This is a genomic window from Candidatus Chryseobacterium colombiense, assembly GCA_029203185.1.
GTDB classification, from domain to species: domain Bacteria; phylum Bacteroidota; class Bacteroidia; order Flavobacteriales; family Weeksellaceae; genus Chryseobacterium; species Chryseobacterium colombiense.
On sequence record CP119310.1, the window covers coordinates 4161818 to 4179000 of the forward strand.

A 17183-nucleotide genomic window follows, 5' to 3' on the forward strand; every position below is an offset into this window, starting at 1 on the left:
AATACCGTATGATGATTCAAGAATGGTTTGGCATAGAAATAAAAAAATAATAGTTAACCGTGTTCTAAAAGGGCAGTAGTGGATTTTAAGCATTAATATTAGATTTATGGATAATGTTGTCAACGAACTGCAGTTAAAAATCGAAAGACTGGAAAACGAAATCAATTTCAAAAACGGACTGATCTCGATATTGTCTCATGACTCAAAAGAAATGTTTGGAACATTTTTGTTGCTTATAGAAGAGCTAGAGCAAAAGAACATACGTAAGGAAGATTTTTTTAAGTTGTTGCCCCAGGTAAAAAGAGATGCCCAAAAGAACCTACAAACTGTTCAGGACAGCATTGCCTGGCTAAAAACACAGTACGGGGAATTTAAGATTAAACCCATTGAAATTATGGTGATGGATCTTTTTCACTATTTAGAAGAAAGATATGCTGCTCAATTAAAAGAAAAAAATATTAATTTTTATTTTAAAGGAGAACATAATGCATTTCTTGCGGGCGATCGAGTGTTACTCGAATATGTTTTAGACAAAATTTTTAACAATGCGGTAAAATATTCCTTTCCGAATCAAGATATTTATTTACAAGTGATTACAGAAGGTAATCAAGTTGTGCTTTCTATAATTGATTCCGGATCAGGAATCAAGGAAAACTATTTGTCAGGGATCTACACTCATGGTAATCCCATATTCCTGGGAACTGCTGGCGAGAAAGGAGTTGGGTTAAGTTTGAAAATTGTAAAAAATTTCATGTCCTTGCTGAATGGAGACATCCAAATCATTTCCGCTGAAAATAAAGGCACTACGGTTTCTCTTTTTTTACGTAAATTTATAGAATGATGGGTTCAAAAGTAAACGTTCGTATTGCTGTAGCAGATGACCATAGTATCGTCCGTATGGGCTTGATACAAACAATCAAACGATTCAAACCCGATGCCATCATTTCAGAAGTAGAGGATTATAAATCGCTGTACAAACTCATTCTGAAAGAAGAATTTAATCTGGCCATTATGGATGTTAATATGCCTAATGGTAGTGTTCAGGAAGCAATAGATTATATAAAAATTCACCAACCTGAATTAAAAATTCTAATATTTTCTTCGCAGGATGAAGAGCTGTATGGGATGCGTTATTTAAAGATGGGTGTTGGTGGGTATCTAAGCAAGCTAAGCTCCAGTGAAGTAATTGAGACTGCTTTAACAGAGATGCTTAGTAAGGGCAGATATGTCAGTGATAATTTAAAAGAAGCGATTTTTTTAGAAACATTAAACGGCGCGACAAAAAATTCTCCCTTTGAAACATTATCAGACCGCGAATTGCAAATTGCCAATAAGCTTGCGGAGGGTCTTCCACTTAAAGAAATTTCTAATCAATTGAATCTCCATTCATCGACGATCAGTACTTATAAAAACAGGTTGTTTGAGAAGCTGAAAATACGATCCATACCCGAATTGGTAGAGATTCTTAGGTTGTATAATCAGTAGGGATTCTAACAAAAAAATTGATTGTGATTCAAGAAATTATGCAGTATACTGCTTTTATTTCACCTACAAAGCCAAAATCAGTTCTAAGTGATGACCCATTAGCATTCGAAACTGGAATTTTTCGGAGTCATTGAACGTGTTTTGATAGAGCTTTTCAGAATGTGGTTCATCTTTGTCTTAAATAGCAATGTGATTCATGTTAATTAAATAATGCCACTTCATTCCAATAGTGCCTGCTATTTTCACCATAAGAAATTTGAGAAGTAGCATAGAAGCCTGATATTCATCAAAACCTTCTTTATCAGCTAAAATCATACGATTGTTTTTCCCAACAGCAACATCATCTTTCATTTTAAGATACATTCCAGCAGCAGTATACGAATGAACAATTTTGACTCCATCAGCTATATTAAGTTCTGACGATAAAGTAAAAGTACAATGATTGAAAAAAGCCACCTTTTCAACCATCCTAAAAATCAAAAGCCTCTGAAAATCAAATGATTTCAGAGGCTTTTTGTACCCGTAACCGAAGAAATATCGAAACATTTAGTGGAAGATTTAGAAAGAATTGTAGAGTTAAATAATCCTGTCAAGGGACCTTAACGAGCGCATCTTCAAACACTTTTATCGATGATTTGGTTCACTTGGGCCCAATTAAATAAGAATTGCAAAACTTTTTTATTAACTAATTTCTTCCAGAAAGTTAAAGCAATTTAGTTTTAAGTATTAAAAATATGAGAAGCCTGACTTTAATTTTTGATTAGTGGCTATTTTTTCATGAACCTAAGTAAAAAAAGTGAATCATATAGATTCACTTTTTATTTTGTATATATTCCTGATTATGGCATAATAAGCTCCAAAAGATCTTTATTAATAGTTTCGTGCTCCGTAGTCAGCATCTCGTGAGGAGAAACCTGGATAAGTAATCAATTTTACATTTTTCAGCAACTTTGCAGATTTGATTGTAGAATGTTTCGAAGATCTGTCGCATTTTTCCTATACATTCAAAAAACATTTTGGTTACAGTCCTACGATTATAAATGCTTTGATATAGTTATCGGACTATTATAATTTCCGGAAAATTATAATTAAATTTGTTCTGAAACTGAAAATCAATGTTCGAAATTTTCCTAAAATACCTTACCGACAAAATAGAACTTTCTGACCAAGAAATCCAATTAATAGAATCGGTCTGCAAGCTGAAAAAACTTCGTAAAAAACAATTCCTTTCTCAGGAAGACGAAGTTTGGCATTACAACGCTTTTATTTGCAGAGGTTTGGTGAAAACATTTTCAATTGCTGAGAATGGAACCGAACATATTATCAATTTTGCACCGGAAAATTATTGGACAGGCGACCGTGAAAGTTTAATCAATGGAACTCCGTCCCGCCTTAATATCGATGCAATCGAACCAACAGAATTGATTTTAATCGAAAAAGCAGATTTTGAAAAGCTTTGCGTTGAAATTCCTCAACTGAATCAAATGGTCAATCAGATTATTCAGAAAAGTTTTATCGTTTCGCAAGGCAGAATTTTAGCCAATATCAGTTTTACGGCGGAAGAAAAATATCAGAATTTCCTTGAAAAATACCCTCACATCGTCAATCGTATTCCTCAGCATATGATTGCATCCTACATCGGAATTACTCCTGAAACCCTCACCAGACTGCGTAGAAATATGTTCAGGAAATAAAAAATTTCATTTTCATTGACATTTGTTTGCTATTTTTTCGAGCTTTTGTCAATGGAAGAAAGCCTGCTGTTCCTGCATCTTTGTCTTATCAAAATAACAATTAAAAATAAGACAAAATGAACACAACAGTTTTTATCACAGGAACAAGCACAGGCTTTGGAAAATTAACAGCAACAACACTTGCCAATGCAGGATATACCGTAATTGCGGGAATGCGTGGCATTTCGGGGAAGAATGAAACCGTAGCCAAAGAATTGGGAGCGCTCCCGAATATTGAAGTCGTTGAAATTGATGTAACCGATGATGCTTCGGTCACCAATGCTTTCGAAAAAGTACTTCAAAAATATGGCAAAATAGACGTATTGGTAAACAATGCCGCTGTTTCAGGCTTTGGATTATTGGAAGCATACAGTTTGGATAAAATCCGACAAATGTTTGAAGTGAATTTCTACGGAGTTATCAGAACTTACCAGGCGGTATTGCCTTCTATGAGAAAACATAAAAGCGGTTTGATTATCAATATTAGTTCCGGAGCAAGTGCCCATACATCTCCTTTTATGATTCCATATTTCGCATCAAAATTCGGCGTTGAAAGCATTACAGAAGGTTTACAGGACGAATTAAAACAATTCAATATCGATAACGTTTCCATCCAGCCCGGAGTTTATCCGACAGAAATGAATACAGGCGAAAAAGCCGGAGTCAATGCAGACAAACCAGAAATTGCAACTTTGTATGACCCTGTTGCAACAGAACAATTCAATGCCATTGGTACTGCGCTATTCGGTAAGATGAAAGAATTCAATATGAATCCACAAACCATCGCAGACGGAATTTTGGAATTAATTCAGATGAAAGAAGGTTTTCGTCCGTTACGTTTTCCGTTGGATGCTGTTGCGCAGGGAACCGATTTAGAATTCATCAATGCAAGAGCTGAATTAAAGGCAAAATGGCTAGCGAAATATAGCGATTAACTAACTACAAAAATTAATAGATAAAGGTTGAAGAATTTACGCTTCAACCTTTTTTTGTGCCTAAATATTAAAACCAATCCTCAAACATCTCTTAAACCTTCAATTTCATTGACATTTGTTTGCTTTTTTTTCAAGCTTTTATCAATGGAAGAAGACCACTGAATGTCGGAGATTTGCTTTATAAAATAACAACAAAAAAATATCACAATGAGCAATTTAAAAAAACAAATCAAAGCCAACGCAGCAGCAGTAGCAAGTGCACTTTTATTATCAGCAGCAGTTTCAAATACTTCAGCGCAGGAAAAAACAGGAATTCTAGGAATCGACCACGTGGGAATCAACGTTCCGGATATGAAACAAGCCGTGAACTTTTTCACGGATGTTTTGGGATTTTCAGCAATTACAAGCTTAGGTCCGATTCCTTTGGATGATGCCTGGAAAAAGAATAATCGTATGAATCCCAAAACTGGTCCAGTATCCTTCAAAATGGTAAAAGCAGGAACGGGAGCCAACATCGAATTATTCGAATATCAGGACAATAAAGGAAGTTCACAACAACCTGGAGGAGACGATATCGGAGCGAGTCACGTTGCTTTTTATACCAATGATATCAGCAAAAGTGTAGCTTATCTTAAAAGCAAAGGCGTACAATTCTTGGGAGAACCGTTTTTGATGCCATCGGGAGATACAGAAGGTGAAACTTGGGTCTATTTTGTGACACCTTGGGGTTCTAAAATGGAATTGGTTTCTTACCCGAACGGAAAAGGCTACGAGAAAAAAAATCCAGCAACGATTTTATGGTCACCTAAAGATGCTGTGAAAAACCAAACTGAAAAATCAGATTCAAAACCACTTTCTGAAAATGAAATTAAATCTTTAGTAGAAGGACATTTAGCAATATGGAACGAGATAGACCTTAAAAAACGTGAAGCATTAATGTCAAAGATCTATGCGGACAATATTGAAATGGTAGACAGTCACTTTATCGCTGTCGGTCACAAAGAAATCAATGGTTTTGTAGATGGATTGCAACAGAAAAGTCCAAATTCTAAATTTTCTCACATCAAAGCAGTCGACGTTAATCATAACATTGCAAGACTCTACTGGCAAAACGGAACTCCCGAAAAACCGGATGCCGTAACAGGAATGGATCTTTTCGTTTTCGAAAACGGAAAAGCAGTCAAATTATATGTTTTTGTAGACAACAAAAAATAAACAGAATTCTTGTTCCCATTTTTCAAAAAATTTAATCAAACTCAATTTTTAACATTTAAAATAAAATAGTATGAAATCATCAGTAATCAATCCAAATTCAGCCAACGAAACATTAATCCGTGAATTGTGCAGAATTGCAGAAGAACAGGATACGCAAGGCTTTGTAGATCTTTTTGCAGAAGACGGCTATTTCTGGGACGTATCTGCAGGAACAAAGTATTACGGCCAGGACATCGGCAAAACTGTAGATGTTTACGCAACAGCTTTTCCGGATATGCACAGGGAATTATATGATCTCTATGTCTTGGAAAGTGAGAATACAGTAGTAGTGGAACTATCTTTAAACGGAACTCATAAAGGCCCGCTTGAGTTACCTTCCGGAACTATTCCGGCGACAAATAAAACAATGCAGACCCCTTGTTGTGATGTTTTCAAAATCGAGAACGGAAAAATAAAATCATTTCATTGTTACACTGCCGCAACGATACTTTTAGGTCAGTTAGGCATCTTCTAAATACTTTAAATTAATCAAGGTAAGTGATGACTTATCATTTGCCTTTATTTAAAACATAAAATCAAATGAAAAATATAATAGAATTATTGAACTGGAGATACGCCACAAAAAAGATGACGGGAGAGAAAATCTCTTCAGAAAAAATCAATAATATTTTGAAAGCGGCTCATCTGGCTCCTTCAGGAATTGGATTACAGCCTTACGAAATCATCGTTATCAGTGATCCAGAAATAAAAAAGAAAATATTGCCCATTGCAATGAATCAGCCTCAAGTAGTTGAATCTTCACATCTTTTGGTTTTTGCAGTCTGGGATGAATACTCTAAAGAGAGAATCGATCACGTATTCGATTATCTGACGAAAAAACGTAATGTCGATTCTGCTAAATATGATAAACAAAGAGAATTTTCAAAACAATTTTTCGGAAATATGAGCATCGAGGAAAATTTTCATCACGCTGCCAAACAGGCAAATATTGCATTGGGTTTAGCGATTGTTGAAGCCGCTTCTGAAGGAATAGATTCTACGCCGATGGAAGGTTTTGACCCGATAGCAGTTGATGAATTTTTGAAACTTCCGTCAAAAGGTTTAAGAAGCTCAATGCTTTTAGCTTTGGGGTACAGAGACCAGGAAAATGACTGGAATCTAAAACTGGAAAAAGTACGCAAACCATTTGAAGAATTTGTGACTTTTCTTTAATCATTAATTTTAAATAAAATAATATGAATCATTCAGAAAAAATTGGAACATCCAATAACCACGATAAAACACAAACCACAGGAATCACGGTAAGCGCTTATTACAAAGTACATCCCGATGATAGACAGATTTTCATTAACGCCGTTATTCCCGAAATGATTGCAGCAAACGAGCTGGAAGGTTGTATTTATTATACATTCTCGCAGGATTTGACAGATGAAAATATATTCCATCTTTTGGAAGGCTGGAAAGATGAAGAAGCTTATGAACGTCATGAAAACTCGGAAACATTTTTGAAAGCTTTGAGTACGGTTGTGAAAAATGTTAGAATTGTTGACCGAGAAGGAGTTCGTTACGACGTTGCAAAAATTCATATCGACGACCCTCGCGGAAAGGTACGATTGTAGATTATGATTAATTCTTAAATTAATAGAATGAAAAACATTAATAAACTGATTTGGTTTTTACTTGCTGGTTTTCTGCTTATTCAGTTTTTCAGACCGGAAAATATCAATGACGGAAAACCTACGCAAGACCTTGTGAATGTTCCCAAAGATGTCAATACAATTCTCAGAAATTCGTGTTTTGATTGTCATTCTTCGGAAGCCAATTTACGTTGGTATGATAAAATAACACCGGCTAATTTTTTTGTCAATTCTCACATCAAAGAAGGTCGTGAAGCGCTTGATTTTTCTAAATGGAATTCGTGGCCAAAACCACAGCAGAATTCAACGATTTATTACGCTATAAATAAAGTTTTATCTGGCGAAATGCCAATTCCGAGTTATGCCGCAGTTCATTCTTCTGCAAAATTGAATGAACATCAAATTGAAATTCTTAAAAATTATGCATTATCATTTTCTCCAAGAAAAGTTTCGGATAGTTCACAAATCAATTCGGCGGAAAAGCAATACAATTCTTGGATTAAAGGAGAACTTAAACATCCGACTGTAAAGCCTTCTCCAAACGGTTTGCAATATATTCCTGATTATCGAAACTGGAAAGCCATCAGCACAACCGACCGCTTTGACAATGGAACAATGCGTATTATTTTCGGAAATGATATTGCGGTAAAAGCGATTCAGGAGAAACATACGAATCCTTGGCCGGATGGAACTGCATTTGCAAAAACAGCTTGGAAACAGTTGGTGAAAAAAGATGGAAGCGTGGCAACCGGAGATTTTGTTCAGGTGGAATTTATGGTAAAAGATGCGAAAAAATATGAAAAAACCAAAGGTTGGGCTTGGGGAAGATGGAAAGGAAATGACCTGAAACCTTATGGAGACACGCCGGATTTTGATAAAGAATGCATCGAATGTCACAAGCCAATGGCAGATAGAGATTATGTTTTTACATCGCCTTTGTATTTAATTTCACAACTCAAAAAAATTCAGAAATAATGAAAAAATACAGATTGTTTTTGATTCTTATTTTAATCATTTCCTGCAGTGAAAAGTCTCAGGAATTACTTAACATTAATGCATCAATCCAACAGAGCAACGAATTGAAAGAAAATCCTTTGCTGATGCATCCGATAACGTTCTCGATCAAGCCAAAAGACAGCACAATGTCAACTTTGTATGGAAATGAAATTGCTTTTGATTATGCAAAACAACATTCTGATTTCAAATATCCCAAAGGTGCAATTCTTTATGAAGTGACTTGGAGGCAAAAATCTGATGAACTTTGGTTTGGTGGAAATATCCCGAAAGAAATTTATTCTGTTGAGAAAATTTCTTTTGACAATGATAATTCTGTTTACGAAAAATTTAAAGGGAAGACTTTGAAGAAAACGAAAGTTGATGACTCTGAAGAAAAATTGAGAAAATATTTTATTTCTGAACAGAAAATGACAGTGTCAAAATAGTGTATTTTGTATTCTAATTCTGTAATCATTTAGCTATTGATATTATGTTTATAGATGATTTGAAACATTTCATAATAACATTAAATGACAACATTTTTATGTACCAAAGTTTATTTTATCTAAGTCATAGCAATTATGAAAAAGAAATTAGAAATTGAAAAAATAGATATTTATGATTCAATAAGTTTTCTTAAAGAAGAAGATGATATAGACTTATCTGTAGAAGAAGCAATTATGATTACAGACTTTTTTAAGATTATATCATATTTTGCTATTAAGCAACTTCTTAAAGAAAAATATTTTAATGTACTATAGAGAGTCGAGCTTATTTTACATTTGGTTCGATTCCTTTTATGTTGACAAGACAAAAAAGTCGAACCATTAATCAATGGTGTTTAATGTACTGATTATTAATGGTTTGCGTTTTATTTCTTATTTGTGAAATAAATTATGTAAGTAGCTGAGAATGAGTGTTAAAAAATAAAAATGGCACCAACTGTCTTTAGTTGGTGCCATTTGACTTCTGTACCCATAACCGAAGACATATCGAAACATTTGGTTGAGGATTTGGAAAGAATTGCAGAATTAAATAATCCTGTCATGTGACCTTAACGAGCGTATCTTCAAACACTTTTATTGATGATTTGGTTCGTTTGAGTCAAATTAAACAAGAATTACAGGGCTCATTTTATCATAATTTCATTTAGTTTGAACTAATACAATTTAATAAAGTAAAAAACAATAAACATTGGAATTCCATACTTGGCTGCAATTGTCCACTTTAAAATCAAGAAGGATGATTTACTATGACAAATTAAAAATAGTAGTTTATATTGTTATAAAATAGTTTCTGAAATATACTCTTCGACTCTGTCCCGCTTGGTGTACATATCATACCATATCTCTGCGATTTTATCCTGTACGCCGGAACCTTCCTGCATCCACACCCCAATGCCGATATGTCCAGCATAAATACCTTTGTCGGATAACTCGGTGTTTAGATTAAGAACATGATTACGCAGTCCTGCCATTGCGATCCCGACGTTGCCCATCATAGGCGTTGGGTGGATAGACGAGCCTCCGGTCGTAAATAGCAATGCTCCCGTATGTTTTTCCAACATCGTCGGAAGTACTTCACCAATGCATGAAATGGCGCCCAAAACGTTAAACTGAAATTGCTGAAGTGCGTTTTCTTCATTGACAGCCAACGTTCCCGCCAAATTTTGGACGCTCGGTATCGGGCTGTACTCAAGGACATCTATAAAGCCGTATTTTTCCTTAATCGCATCAAAGGCAGAACTGATCTGCGTCTTATCCGTAATATCCGCCGTAAAAGCTGCTGCTTCGATTCCTAATTTATTCAGTTCCGCTACCAGACTGTCCAGCTTTTCTTGATTTCGTGCGATTAGGGCTACCCTGAATCCATTTTCACCAAATTTTTTTGCGATGGACAGACCCAATCCGGAACCTGCCCCAACTATTGCTATTGTTTTCATTTTTAATGATTATATGTAAAATCTTTATGTATTTAATTGCATTCTCCGTCAATTGAACAGCTTTTTCCCTGTATCGTTTCCAATGTGGTCTGCGGGTTTTCTTTCTGCCATTCGGAAAAAGACCTTTCAAGGGTTTGCAAAATGTCATTGGGCTGTTGTGCTCCTGCGATGGCGTATTTTCGGTTGACCACGAAAAAAGGGACACCTTTGGCGCCTAAGGTCTGGGCTTCACGACTGTCGTTTTCTACTTTCTGTAAGTAAAGAGGATTAGTAAGTGCTGTATTGACCTCGGTTTCCGTTAAACCGATCTCTTTTCCAAGCTCGATAAGGGTTGCTTTATCATTTAGATTTTTGCCTCGTGTAAAATAAGCATAGAACAAGATTTCTTCCGCTTTTTCCCCAAACCCTTTGGTTTTGGCAAACTGTATGATGCGGTGACCTTTCATCGAATTGGTGACCAAAGCTTTATCAAGGTTATAATCAAGACCTACACTTTTGGCATATTGTATCAGATCTTGATGTCTCGCTTTTGACTGCTCATATGTCATACCTTTTCGGTCGGCTACAAACCTATACATATCATCCTGGTACTTGGGTACTTCGGGCATAGCAGGATCGATCTGAAAACTTTTCCATTCTACTTCTATGAGTTCTTTATTTGGGAACTGTGCTAGAGCTTTCTCGAAATTACGTTTTCCGATATAGCAGAATGGACACATAATATCAGACCATATTTCTATTTTCATTTTATTTTCCATTGTCCTGTTTTTTGTTTTTGTCAATTGTCCTTGATGCTTTTCCTGACCGAAAGTCATAAAGAAGAGCAAGGAGAAAATCACTGTCAGTGAACTATTTTTCATAGTTCAATTTACGGAAATAATAATAGGATACGGCAAGCAATGTAAACGGAACAAGCGGGGCAACACCTTTCGCTAGTCCATCTACCATACCGTGCGCCAGACTTGCTGACAGCAAGAGGATTCCGAATCCTACGTAAGCCCATTCTTTAAACATCGTTGGGATAGCCGGAATGAGGATAATGATCGCTCCCACGATCTTCAAGATATCCAGTTCAAGTGGGAAATAATCAGGGAACTGTAATTTTTTGATCGTCTCGATGAGGTATTCTTTTGGTGCGAAATACGATGGTAGGATGATCAAAGCCATCGTAAGGCTGGTGATGATCCAATAGATACGTTTTGCTTTTTTATCAGGATTTTGGGAGAAGTCGGTCTGCTTTGTCATTTTTTTAATTAATAGTTAAAAATTTATGTTACAATTTTTTAATAACACAAAATTACATATATTTGCTTACATTTTGTAAGCAGTTACCCAAATGTAAGCGGTTACCTTAAAGTAAGCAGTATGAAAGAACAATTCCCAAAAAGTACCGAAACCGAATGTCTGGCGAGAATGCTGACCGTGCGTGATGCCCTTGACGTAATCAGTGGCAAATGGAAGATCCTGATCATTATTTCCATTATGAGCGGTCACAAACGTTTCAGGGAAATAGAAAGGAGCATTCCGAAAATTTCCTCAAAAGTTTTAGCTAAAGAACTGAAAGACCTGGAGGAGCATCAGCTCATCAAACGCACCGTCTATGACGAATCTCCTGTCTTGGTGGAGTACACCGCCACGGATTATGTTTTCACATTACAAAAGGTCATTGAGGAACTGCATAATTGGGGAGCCAATCACAGGAAAAAGATATTGGGAAAGTAAGATATTATTTGCAAGTTCAGAGCAATATACTAGATGTTTTCGCGGATAAGTTCATTTAATATTAAGAGATAATGAATAATAATATTACAAAATCTTATTTAAAATCTAAATTCTCGAATTTGGCAAAAGACCCAATATTCAATTAACATAAAATACTCTCACCAAAAATTGTAGGTGTAAAACATCTTTATTAATATTGTGTTCATATGTCCACAAAAGAAGCTTTTAGAACGTTTGGTTTCCCCAAGGTTGGTACCGTTTTATTTTTGTTGCTGATGATTTTGCATGGTTGCAAGGATGCTTCAACAAAATCGGATAAAATCAAAATCGGCTTTTCGCAAGGTTTGGGAAATCATCCCTGGAGACAGGCTATGAATCATTCCATGGAGATTCAGGCGTCTTTGCATTCTGAGGTACAGCTAAGCATTAGTAAAGCAGAAGGTTCGGTTCAGAAGCAAATCGAGGATATTCAGAAGATGATAGATAATGAAGCGGATATCATCATTATTTCACCCATTGACCCCAATTCGCTGGTTCCGGTGGTGGAAAAAGCCTTTGCGAAAAAGATTCCTGTGATTTTGGTGGATAGGAAAATCAATTCTGATAAATATGCTACTTATATCGGTGCTGATAATGTGGAGATTGGCAAAGAAGCAGCGCAGTATATTATCTCGGATTCTAAAAATTTAAAAAAAGTCATTGAAATAAAAGGCGATGACAATTCTTCGCCTACAACGGAAAGAAGTCTGGGTTTCCAGCAGACTATTAAAAATAATTCAAATACAGAACTGATAAAAACCTTCAAAGGTCTTCCGGCTGAAGCATTCAGAAAAACTCTGGATTCATTGGGAAATCAGGCTCTTTATGTTTTTGCTTTCAATGACCAACTCGCTACGCAAGCATGGCAAATAGCGAGAAATGCCGGTGTGGAAAATCAAATCAAATTTATCGGTGTGGATGGTCTGAATACCAAAGACGGTGGAATTCAGATGGTTCTTGACGGTAAATTGAATGCCACTTTACTTTATCCTACCGGCGGAACGGAAGCCATTGAGACTGCCATTAAAATCTACCACGGGCACATTCCACCGAAACGCATCAAGCTCAGTACAACCATTATCGACAGGCTGAATGCTGAAATTATGCGCAACCAGTTCGATAAAATCATAGAACAGCAGGGCGTGATTGAAAATCAGGTGAATGCCGTGAAAAAGCAGACCGAACTCTATTCTTCCCAAAGAGAATTGTTCCGATGGTCTGTTGTACTTTTGATTCTGATGTTTTGCCTGATTGCCTATGCTATTTACCTGATTTATACCATTAAAATTAAAAATAAACAGCTTATTCTCACCAACGAACGTGTGACGATTCAAAGGAATCAGATTGAAACCATTGCTAACGAGCTCAAGGAAAGTAATGAAGCAAGAGTAAACTTTTTTACGGGTTTGTCCCACGAGTTCAAAACACCGATAACCCTCATTTTAAGTTCTTTGGAATCATTGAAAGATACCTTTAAAAGCAAGGGGACAAAGCCGTCTTATGAGCTGGAGCTGATTAATAAAAATTCAAACCGTTTGCTAAGGTTGGTGGATAATCTTTTGGATTTCAGGAAAATAGAAAATAAAACCTTTAATTTAAGGGTTTCCAAAACCAATATCTACGATTTCACTTATGGCATTTTCAGGGATTTTGAAAACGAAGCGAAAAAAAGGAATATTAAGTTTGAAATTCATTCTGCAAACAAAAATCTGGAACTGTATATTGACAGAAACCTGATGGATAAAGTATATTTTAACCTTTTGTCAAATGCTTTTAAATTTACACCGGACAACGGGAAAATTGAAATTACGATTCAGGAAAAAGGAAATCAGGCAGTTATCAGCTTCAAAGACAACGGTATAGGAATTCCGGAAAAAGAGATCAGCAACGTTTTCGAACCCTACTTCAAAGGTTCCAACAACCGGAAAAATAGTTCAGGAATCGGGCTTCATCTCAGCCGTCAGTTTGTGGAGCTTCATCTCGGGAAAATCGAGGTCAGCTCTTTTCAGGGAACGGAATTTATCATCAGTCTTTACAAAGGAAACAAGCATTTCAATGAAGATCAGATGATAAAAGAACCGAGTATTATGGATGCGGAAACGTTGGCAAAAGATGCTGTTTTCGGCGTGGCGGAAGAAGGAAGTTTTATGCAAAACCAGGAAAATCCAGGTGATCGGTATTCTTTGCTTTTGGTGGAGGATAACTCGGATTTGTCTTTTTTCCTCAGCAATAAGCTTCAGACGGAATTTGATGTAATGGTTTCCGATGGTACGGATGCGATTGATAAAGCGCTAAGTGAGATTCCCGACATCATTGTCTGCGATGTGAATCTTCCTGGAAAAAATGGCTTTGAAATCTGCGAAATCCTTAAAAACGACCTCAGAACATCTCATATTCCGGTTATTCTCCTTACGGCTTTGGACAATAAGGAATCTTATCTTCAGGGACTGAAATCCGGGGTTGATCTTTATCTTACGAAGCCATTCAGCTATCCGATTCTGACACAGTCGCTGCGTTCATTGCTTTACAACCGCGAAAAACTACGTTATTATTACACCAACAACATCGGAAGAATTGTGGACAGCAAATCCTTCGGAAGTATGGAGCAGACGTTCGTGAACAAATTGAATCAGATTATCAAAACCAATATTGATAATCCCGATTTTTCAGTGGAAAATCTTGCAGATTTACTTAATATTTCAAGAATCCAGCTTTACAGGAAAATCAAGGCAATGTTTGATGTGAATGTAAGCGACTACATCAACAATATCCGTCTGGAACAGGCGAAATCGATGCTGCAAAATCCGGGACTGACGATTTCCGAAATTGCTTATAAAACCGGCTTCTCTTCTCCGAATTATTTCTCCACAGTCTTCAAAAATAAGTTTGGGGTTTCTCCGAATGTGTTTAGAAGAGCGTTGGCGATGAATAATTCTAATTGAAAAATGCTGCAAGTGATGTTAAAACTATAAATATGAAACTAGATTGGATTATCGAAAGTCAAGATATTCTTAAAGTTAACGATTTAATAGATAGAAATAAAAATAAAATTTTCTATAAACAACGTTTAGAGAAGAATATATATAAAAAAGAAGTGATTTCTGATAGAGAAAGAATTTGGAAAAGCATTATTGTTTGTCTTCTTACTTCTCAACAAAATTCAAGCGCAGAAAGCCCGGTTGCAAGATTTTCGGGCTTAAAGCCATTTCCTTTAAGTTTAGAAATTTGTCAATCTGAATCAGAACAATTGGAGAAATTTATAGCAGACAAATTGAAAAGTTTTGGAGGAATAAGGTTTTACGATAGAATTGCAAACCTTTTGATAAAGAATTTTGAATATTTGGAAATGTCTAACTGGATAATTTTGAGTGAAATAAATACATCTTTAGAAAATAGAAACTTAAATGTAAAAACTCAGATTCAATTGGAGAGAAAATGTGCAAAGAAAGTTCAAGACAAACTGATGGGTTTTGGCCCGAAACAATCCCGAAATCTTCTTCAAATGTTGGGTTTAACGGTTTACGAAATACCGATTGACAGCAGAATTACAAAATGGCTCAATAATGAATTAAATTTTCCAATTACAGTTTCTGTGGCAACTTTGCAGGATTTGAATTTCTACTGTTTCGTTTCGGATGCTATTCAAAATCTTTGCGAAAAATGCCATATAGAACCTTGTTTATTTGATGCAGCTGTTTTTATTGAGGGAGATAAGGGAGAATGGACTCTTGAAAATTCAATATTTTAGGAGTAAACTTTCCTATCGTGTATTTTGAAATTTATTAAATTATCTCTCCACAGTTTTCAAAAATTGCTTGCTCGAAGTATTCATCTTATAAAAACTAAAGCCGTAGTTTCCCAAAACCCGACCTCAAATTTCGGTCAATCTTCCCACACTAACATTCGTTCATACTTCTGAAAATCCTCATAATCCACGTAACATTTTTATAGAATGGTGTTACATTTTTGAAACATCGTTATCATATTTTGAAATTAAATCAATTTTAAAATTTTGATTTTCAGTTAATTAAAGTTGGTTAACAAATAATTAACCTTGACGAAATATTTTGTTACATAATTAGACCTTCGCATTCCTGTCCCGGGATATATTAGCCACAAACAAATTAATAATTCTATTTATGAATAAAATTTTGATGTGGTCTGTCACTGCAGCTTTGGCAGGATTTCTTTTCGGGTTTGATGTTGTGGTGATTTCCGGAGCCGATAAAAAATTGCAGGCACTTTGGCAGAGTTCAGACGCATTCCACGGTGCGGTAGTAATGGGAATGGCATTGTGGGGAACCGTTATCGGCGCCATCTTTGGCGGAATTCCGACCAACACATTCGGGCGTAAAAAAACACTTTTGGCAATCGGCGCCTTATATGCACTTTCAGCAATCGGAACGGCGCTTTCCAATGATCCTTATATTTTCGCATTCTTCAGATTTATGGGCGGCTTGGGCGTTGGAGCATCCACTATCGCTGCACCGGCTTATATTTCCGAAATCGCTCCTGCAAAAGACCGAGGAAGATTGGTTTCCCTGTATCAGTTCAATATTGTTTTGGGGATTTTGGTTGCCTTTTTATCCAATTACCTACTCAGTGGAATCGGAGATAACGACTGGAGATGGATGCTTGGTGTTCAGGCAATTCCGGCAAGTATCTACACCTTATGTGTACTTATAATTCCGGAAAGCCCGAGATGGCTCGTTTCCAAAGGCAGAATAAATGAAGCCAAAAATGTAGTTAAAATCGTAAATCCGGATCAGGATTCTGACCTACTCATTTCTCAGATGGAAGACGATCACGCCGAAGCGCCAAAGGAAAATATTTTTATGAAAAAATATCGTTTTCCGCTGATGCTCGCTTTCCTTGTCGCATTTTTCAATCAGATGTCGGGCATCAATGCATTCTTATATTATGCACCGAGAATTTTTGGTGAGGCTGGATTGGGCGAGAAAACCGCACTTCTCAGCAGCATCGGGATTGGTATTGTCAATATGGTTTTCACACTGGTTGGTGTTAATCTCATTGACAAAGTGGGCAGAAGAACTTTGATGTATATTGGTTCCATAGGCTATATTATCTCTTTGGGACTCGTTTCTATGGCATTTTATTTCCATTGGTCAGGTTTAGCGATTCCTGTGTTTTTATTCCTGTTTATCGCTTCTCACGCCATCGGACAGGGAACGGTGATCTGGGTTTTTATCTCCGAGATTTTTCCGAACCATCTCCGTGCATCAGGACAGGCATTCGGAAGTTCCACACACTGGGTTTTGGCAGCGATAATTCCGTCCCTTATCCCGACTTTATTTTCAACGATTGGCGCCGGAACGGTATTTCTGGTATTCACGATCGCTATGGTATTCCAGCTGTTATTTGTGATTTTTATGATGCCGGAAACAAAAGGCATGTCACTGGAAAAATTAAGCAAAACACTTACAAAAGAATAAACCCTTCAAAATCTTCGAGAAAAAAT

General features: G+C 36.3%; 19 protein-coding genes. 15 read left to right on the forward strand and 4 right to left on the reverse strand.

The window, feature by feature from the left end; all coding sequences use genetic code 11:
* Positions 1-211 precede the first annotated feature (211 nt).
* Positions 212-841 (forward strand): HAMP domain-containing sensor histidine kinase, encoded by a 630-nt coding sequence (locus tag P0Y62_19015; protein WEK69885.1) that lies wholly within the window; start codon positions 212-214, stop codon positions 839-841.
* Complete coding sequence (locus P0Y62_19020) at positions 838-1485, forward strand: response regulator transcription factor (protein ID WEK69886.1); 648 nt, start codon at positions 838-840, stop codon at positions 1483-1485. The genes P0Y62_19015 and P0Y62_19020 overlap by 4 nt, the downstream gene beginning before the upstream one ends.
* Before the next feature lie 177 nt (positions 1486-1662).
* Here the strand turns inward: P0Y62_19020 and P0Y62_19025 are convergent, their stop codons facing one another.
* Positions 1663-2031, reverse strand: coding sequence for a hypothetical protein (locus P0Y62_19025; GenBank protein WEK69887.1), 369 nt, complete (start codon positions 2029-2031; stop codon positions 1663-1665).
* Between the two features lie 569 nt (positions 2032-2600).
* Here P0Y62_19025 and P0Y62_19030 point away from each other — a divergent pair.
* From P0Y62_19030 to P0Y62_19070, 9 genes are all read left to right on the forward strand, one after another.
* Positions 2601-3179, forward strand: coding sequence for a Crp/Fnr family transcriptional regulator (locus P0Y62_19030; GenBank protein ID WEK69888.1), 579 nt, complete (start codon positions 2601-2603; stop codon positions 3177-3179).
* 116 nt (positions 3180-3295) lie between these two features.
* Positions 3296-4153 (forward strand): SDR family oxidoreductase, encoded by an 858-nt coding sequence (locus P0Y62_19035; protein WEK69889.1) that lies wholly within the window; start codon positions 3296-3298, stop codon positions 4151-4153.
* 207 nt (positions 4154-4360) lie between these two features.
* Positions 4361-5368, forward strand: a complete 1008-nt coding sequence (locus P0Y62_19040; protein ID WEK69890.1) for a VOC family protein — start codon at positions 4361-4363, stop codon at positions 5366-5368.
* Positions 5369-5438: 70 nt separating this feature from the next.
* Positions 5439-5882 carry a nuclear transport factor 2 family protein gene (locus P0Y62_19045; protein WEK69891.1) on the forward strand — a complete coding sequence of 148 codons (444 nt, stop codon included), beginning with the start codon at positions 5439-5441 and terminating at the stop codon, positions 5880-5882.
* A 65-nt stretch (positions 5883-5947) separates the two neighbouring features.
* Positions 5948-6580, forward strand: coding sequence for an NAD(P)H-dependent oxidoreductase (locus tag P0Y62_19050; GenBank protein ID WEK69892.1), 633 nt, complete (start codon positions 5948-5950; stop codon positions 6578-6580).
* A 23-nt stretch (positions 6581-6603) separates the two neighbouring features.
* Entirely contained in the window at positions 6604-6987 is a 384-nt protein-coding gene (locus P0Y62_19055; GenBank protein ID WEK69893.1) for an antibiotic biosynthesis monooxygenase, read from the forward strand.
* A 27-nt stretch (positions 6988-7014) separates the two neighbouring features.
* Positions 7015-7980, forward strand: a complete 966-nt coding sequence (locus P0Y62_19060; protein ID WEK69894.1) for a heme-binding domain-containing protein — start codon at positions 7015-7017, stop codon at positions 7978-7980.
* A complete protein-coding gene (locus tag P0Y62_19065) occupies positions 7980-8447 on the forward strand; it encodes a hypothetical protein (protein WEK69895.1) in 468 nt (155 codons plus the stop codon). Before P0Y62_19060 ends, P0Y62_19065 begins: the two co-directional genes overlap by 1 nt.
* 135 nt (positions 8448-8582) lie before the next feature.
* Positions 8583-8762 (forward strand): hypothetical protein, encoded by a 180-nt coding sequence (locus P0Y62_19070; GenBank protein ID WEK69896.1) that lies wholly within the window; start codon positions 8583-8585, stop codon positions 8760-8762.
* Between the two features lie 521 nt (positions 8763-9283).
* Here the strand turns inward: P0Y62_19070 and P0Y62_19075 are convergent.
* The 3 genes from P0Y62_19075 to P0Y62_19085 form a co-directional block, all read right to left on the reverse strand.
* On the reverse strand, positions 9284-9943 hold the full coding sequence (locus P0Y62_19075) for an SDR family NAD(P)-dependent oxidoreductase (protein WEK69897.1): 660 nt from the start codon (positions 9941-9943) through the stop codon (positions 9284-9286).
* Between the two features lie 32 nt (positions 9944-9975).
* Complete coding sequence (locus P0Y62_19080) at positions 9976-10689, reverse strand: DsbA family oxidoreductase (GenBank protein WEK71829.1); 714 nt, start codon at positions 10687-10689, stop codon at positions 9976-9978.
* 103 nt (positions 10690-10792) lie between these two features.
* A complete protein-coding gene (locus P0Y62_19085) occupies positions 10793-11188 on the reverse strand; it encodes a DoxX family protein (GenBank protein ID WEK69898.1) in 396 nt (131 codons plus the stop codon).
* 168 nt (positions 11189-11356) lie between these two features.
* Here P0Y62_19085 and P0Y62_19090 point away from each other — a divergent pair, with 168 nt between their 5' ends.
* The 4 genes from P0Y62_19090 to P0Y62_19105 all read left to right on the forward strand — a co-directional run bounded on the left by P0Y62_19090 (position 11357) and on the right by P0Y62_19105 (position 17157).
* Positions 11357-11665, forward strand: a complete 309-nt coding sequence (locus tag P0Y62_19090; protein WEK69899.1) for a helix-turn-helix domain-containing protein — start codon at positions 11357-11359, stop codon at positions 11663-11665.
* A 206-nt stretch (positions 11666-11871) separates the two neighbouring features.
* The gene (locus tag P0Y62_19095) at positions 11872-14646 is read left to right on the forward strand and encodes a substrate-binding domain-containing protein (GenBank protein ID WEK69900.1); all 2775 of its coding nucleotides are present in this window, start codon (positions 11872-11874) and stop codon (positions 14644-14646) included.
* A 32-nt stretch (positions 14647-14678) separates the two neighbouring features.
* Complete coding sequence (locus tag P0Y62_19100; GenBank protein ID WEK69901.1) at positions 14679-15452, forward strand: hypothetical protein; 774 nt, start codon at positions 14679-14681, stop codon at positions 15450-15452.
* A gap of 391 nt (positions 15453-15843) precedes the next feature.
* Positions 15844-17157, forward strand: coding sequence for a sugar porter family MFS transporter (locus P0Y62_19105; protein WEK69902.1), 1314 nt, complete (start codon positions 15844-15846; stop codon positions 17155-17157).
* The last annotated feature ends 26 nt before the right edge of the window (positions 17158-17183 follow it).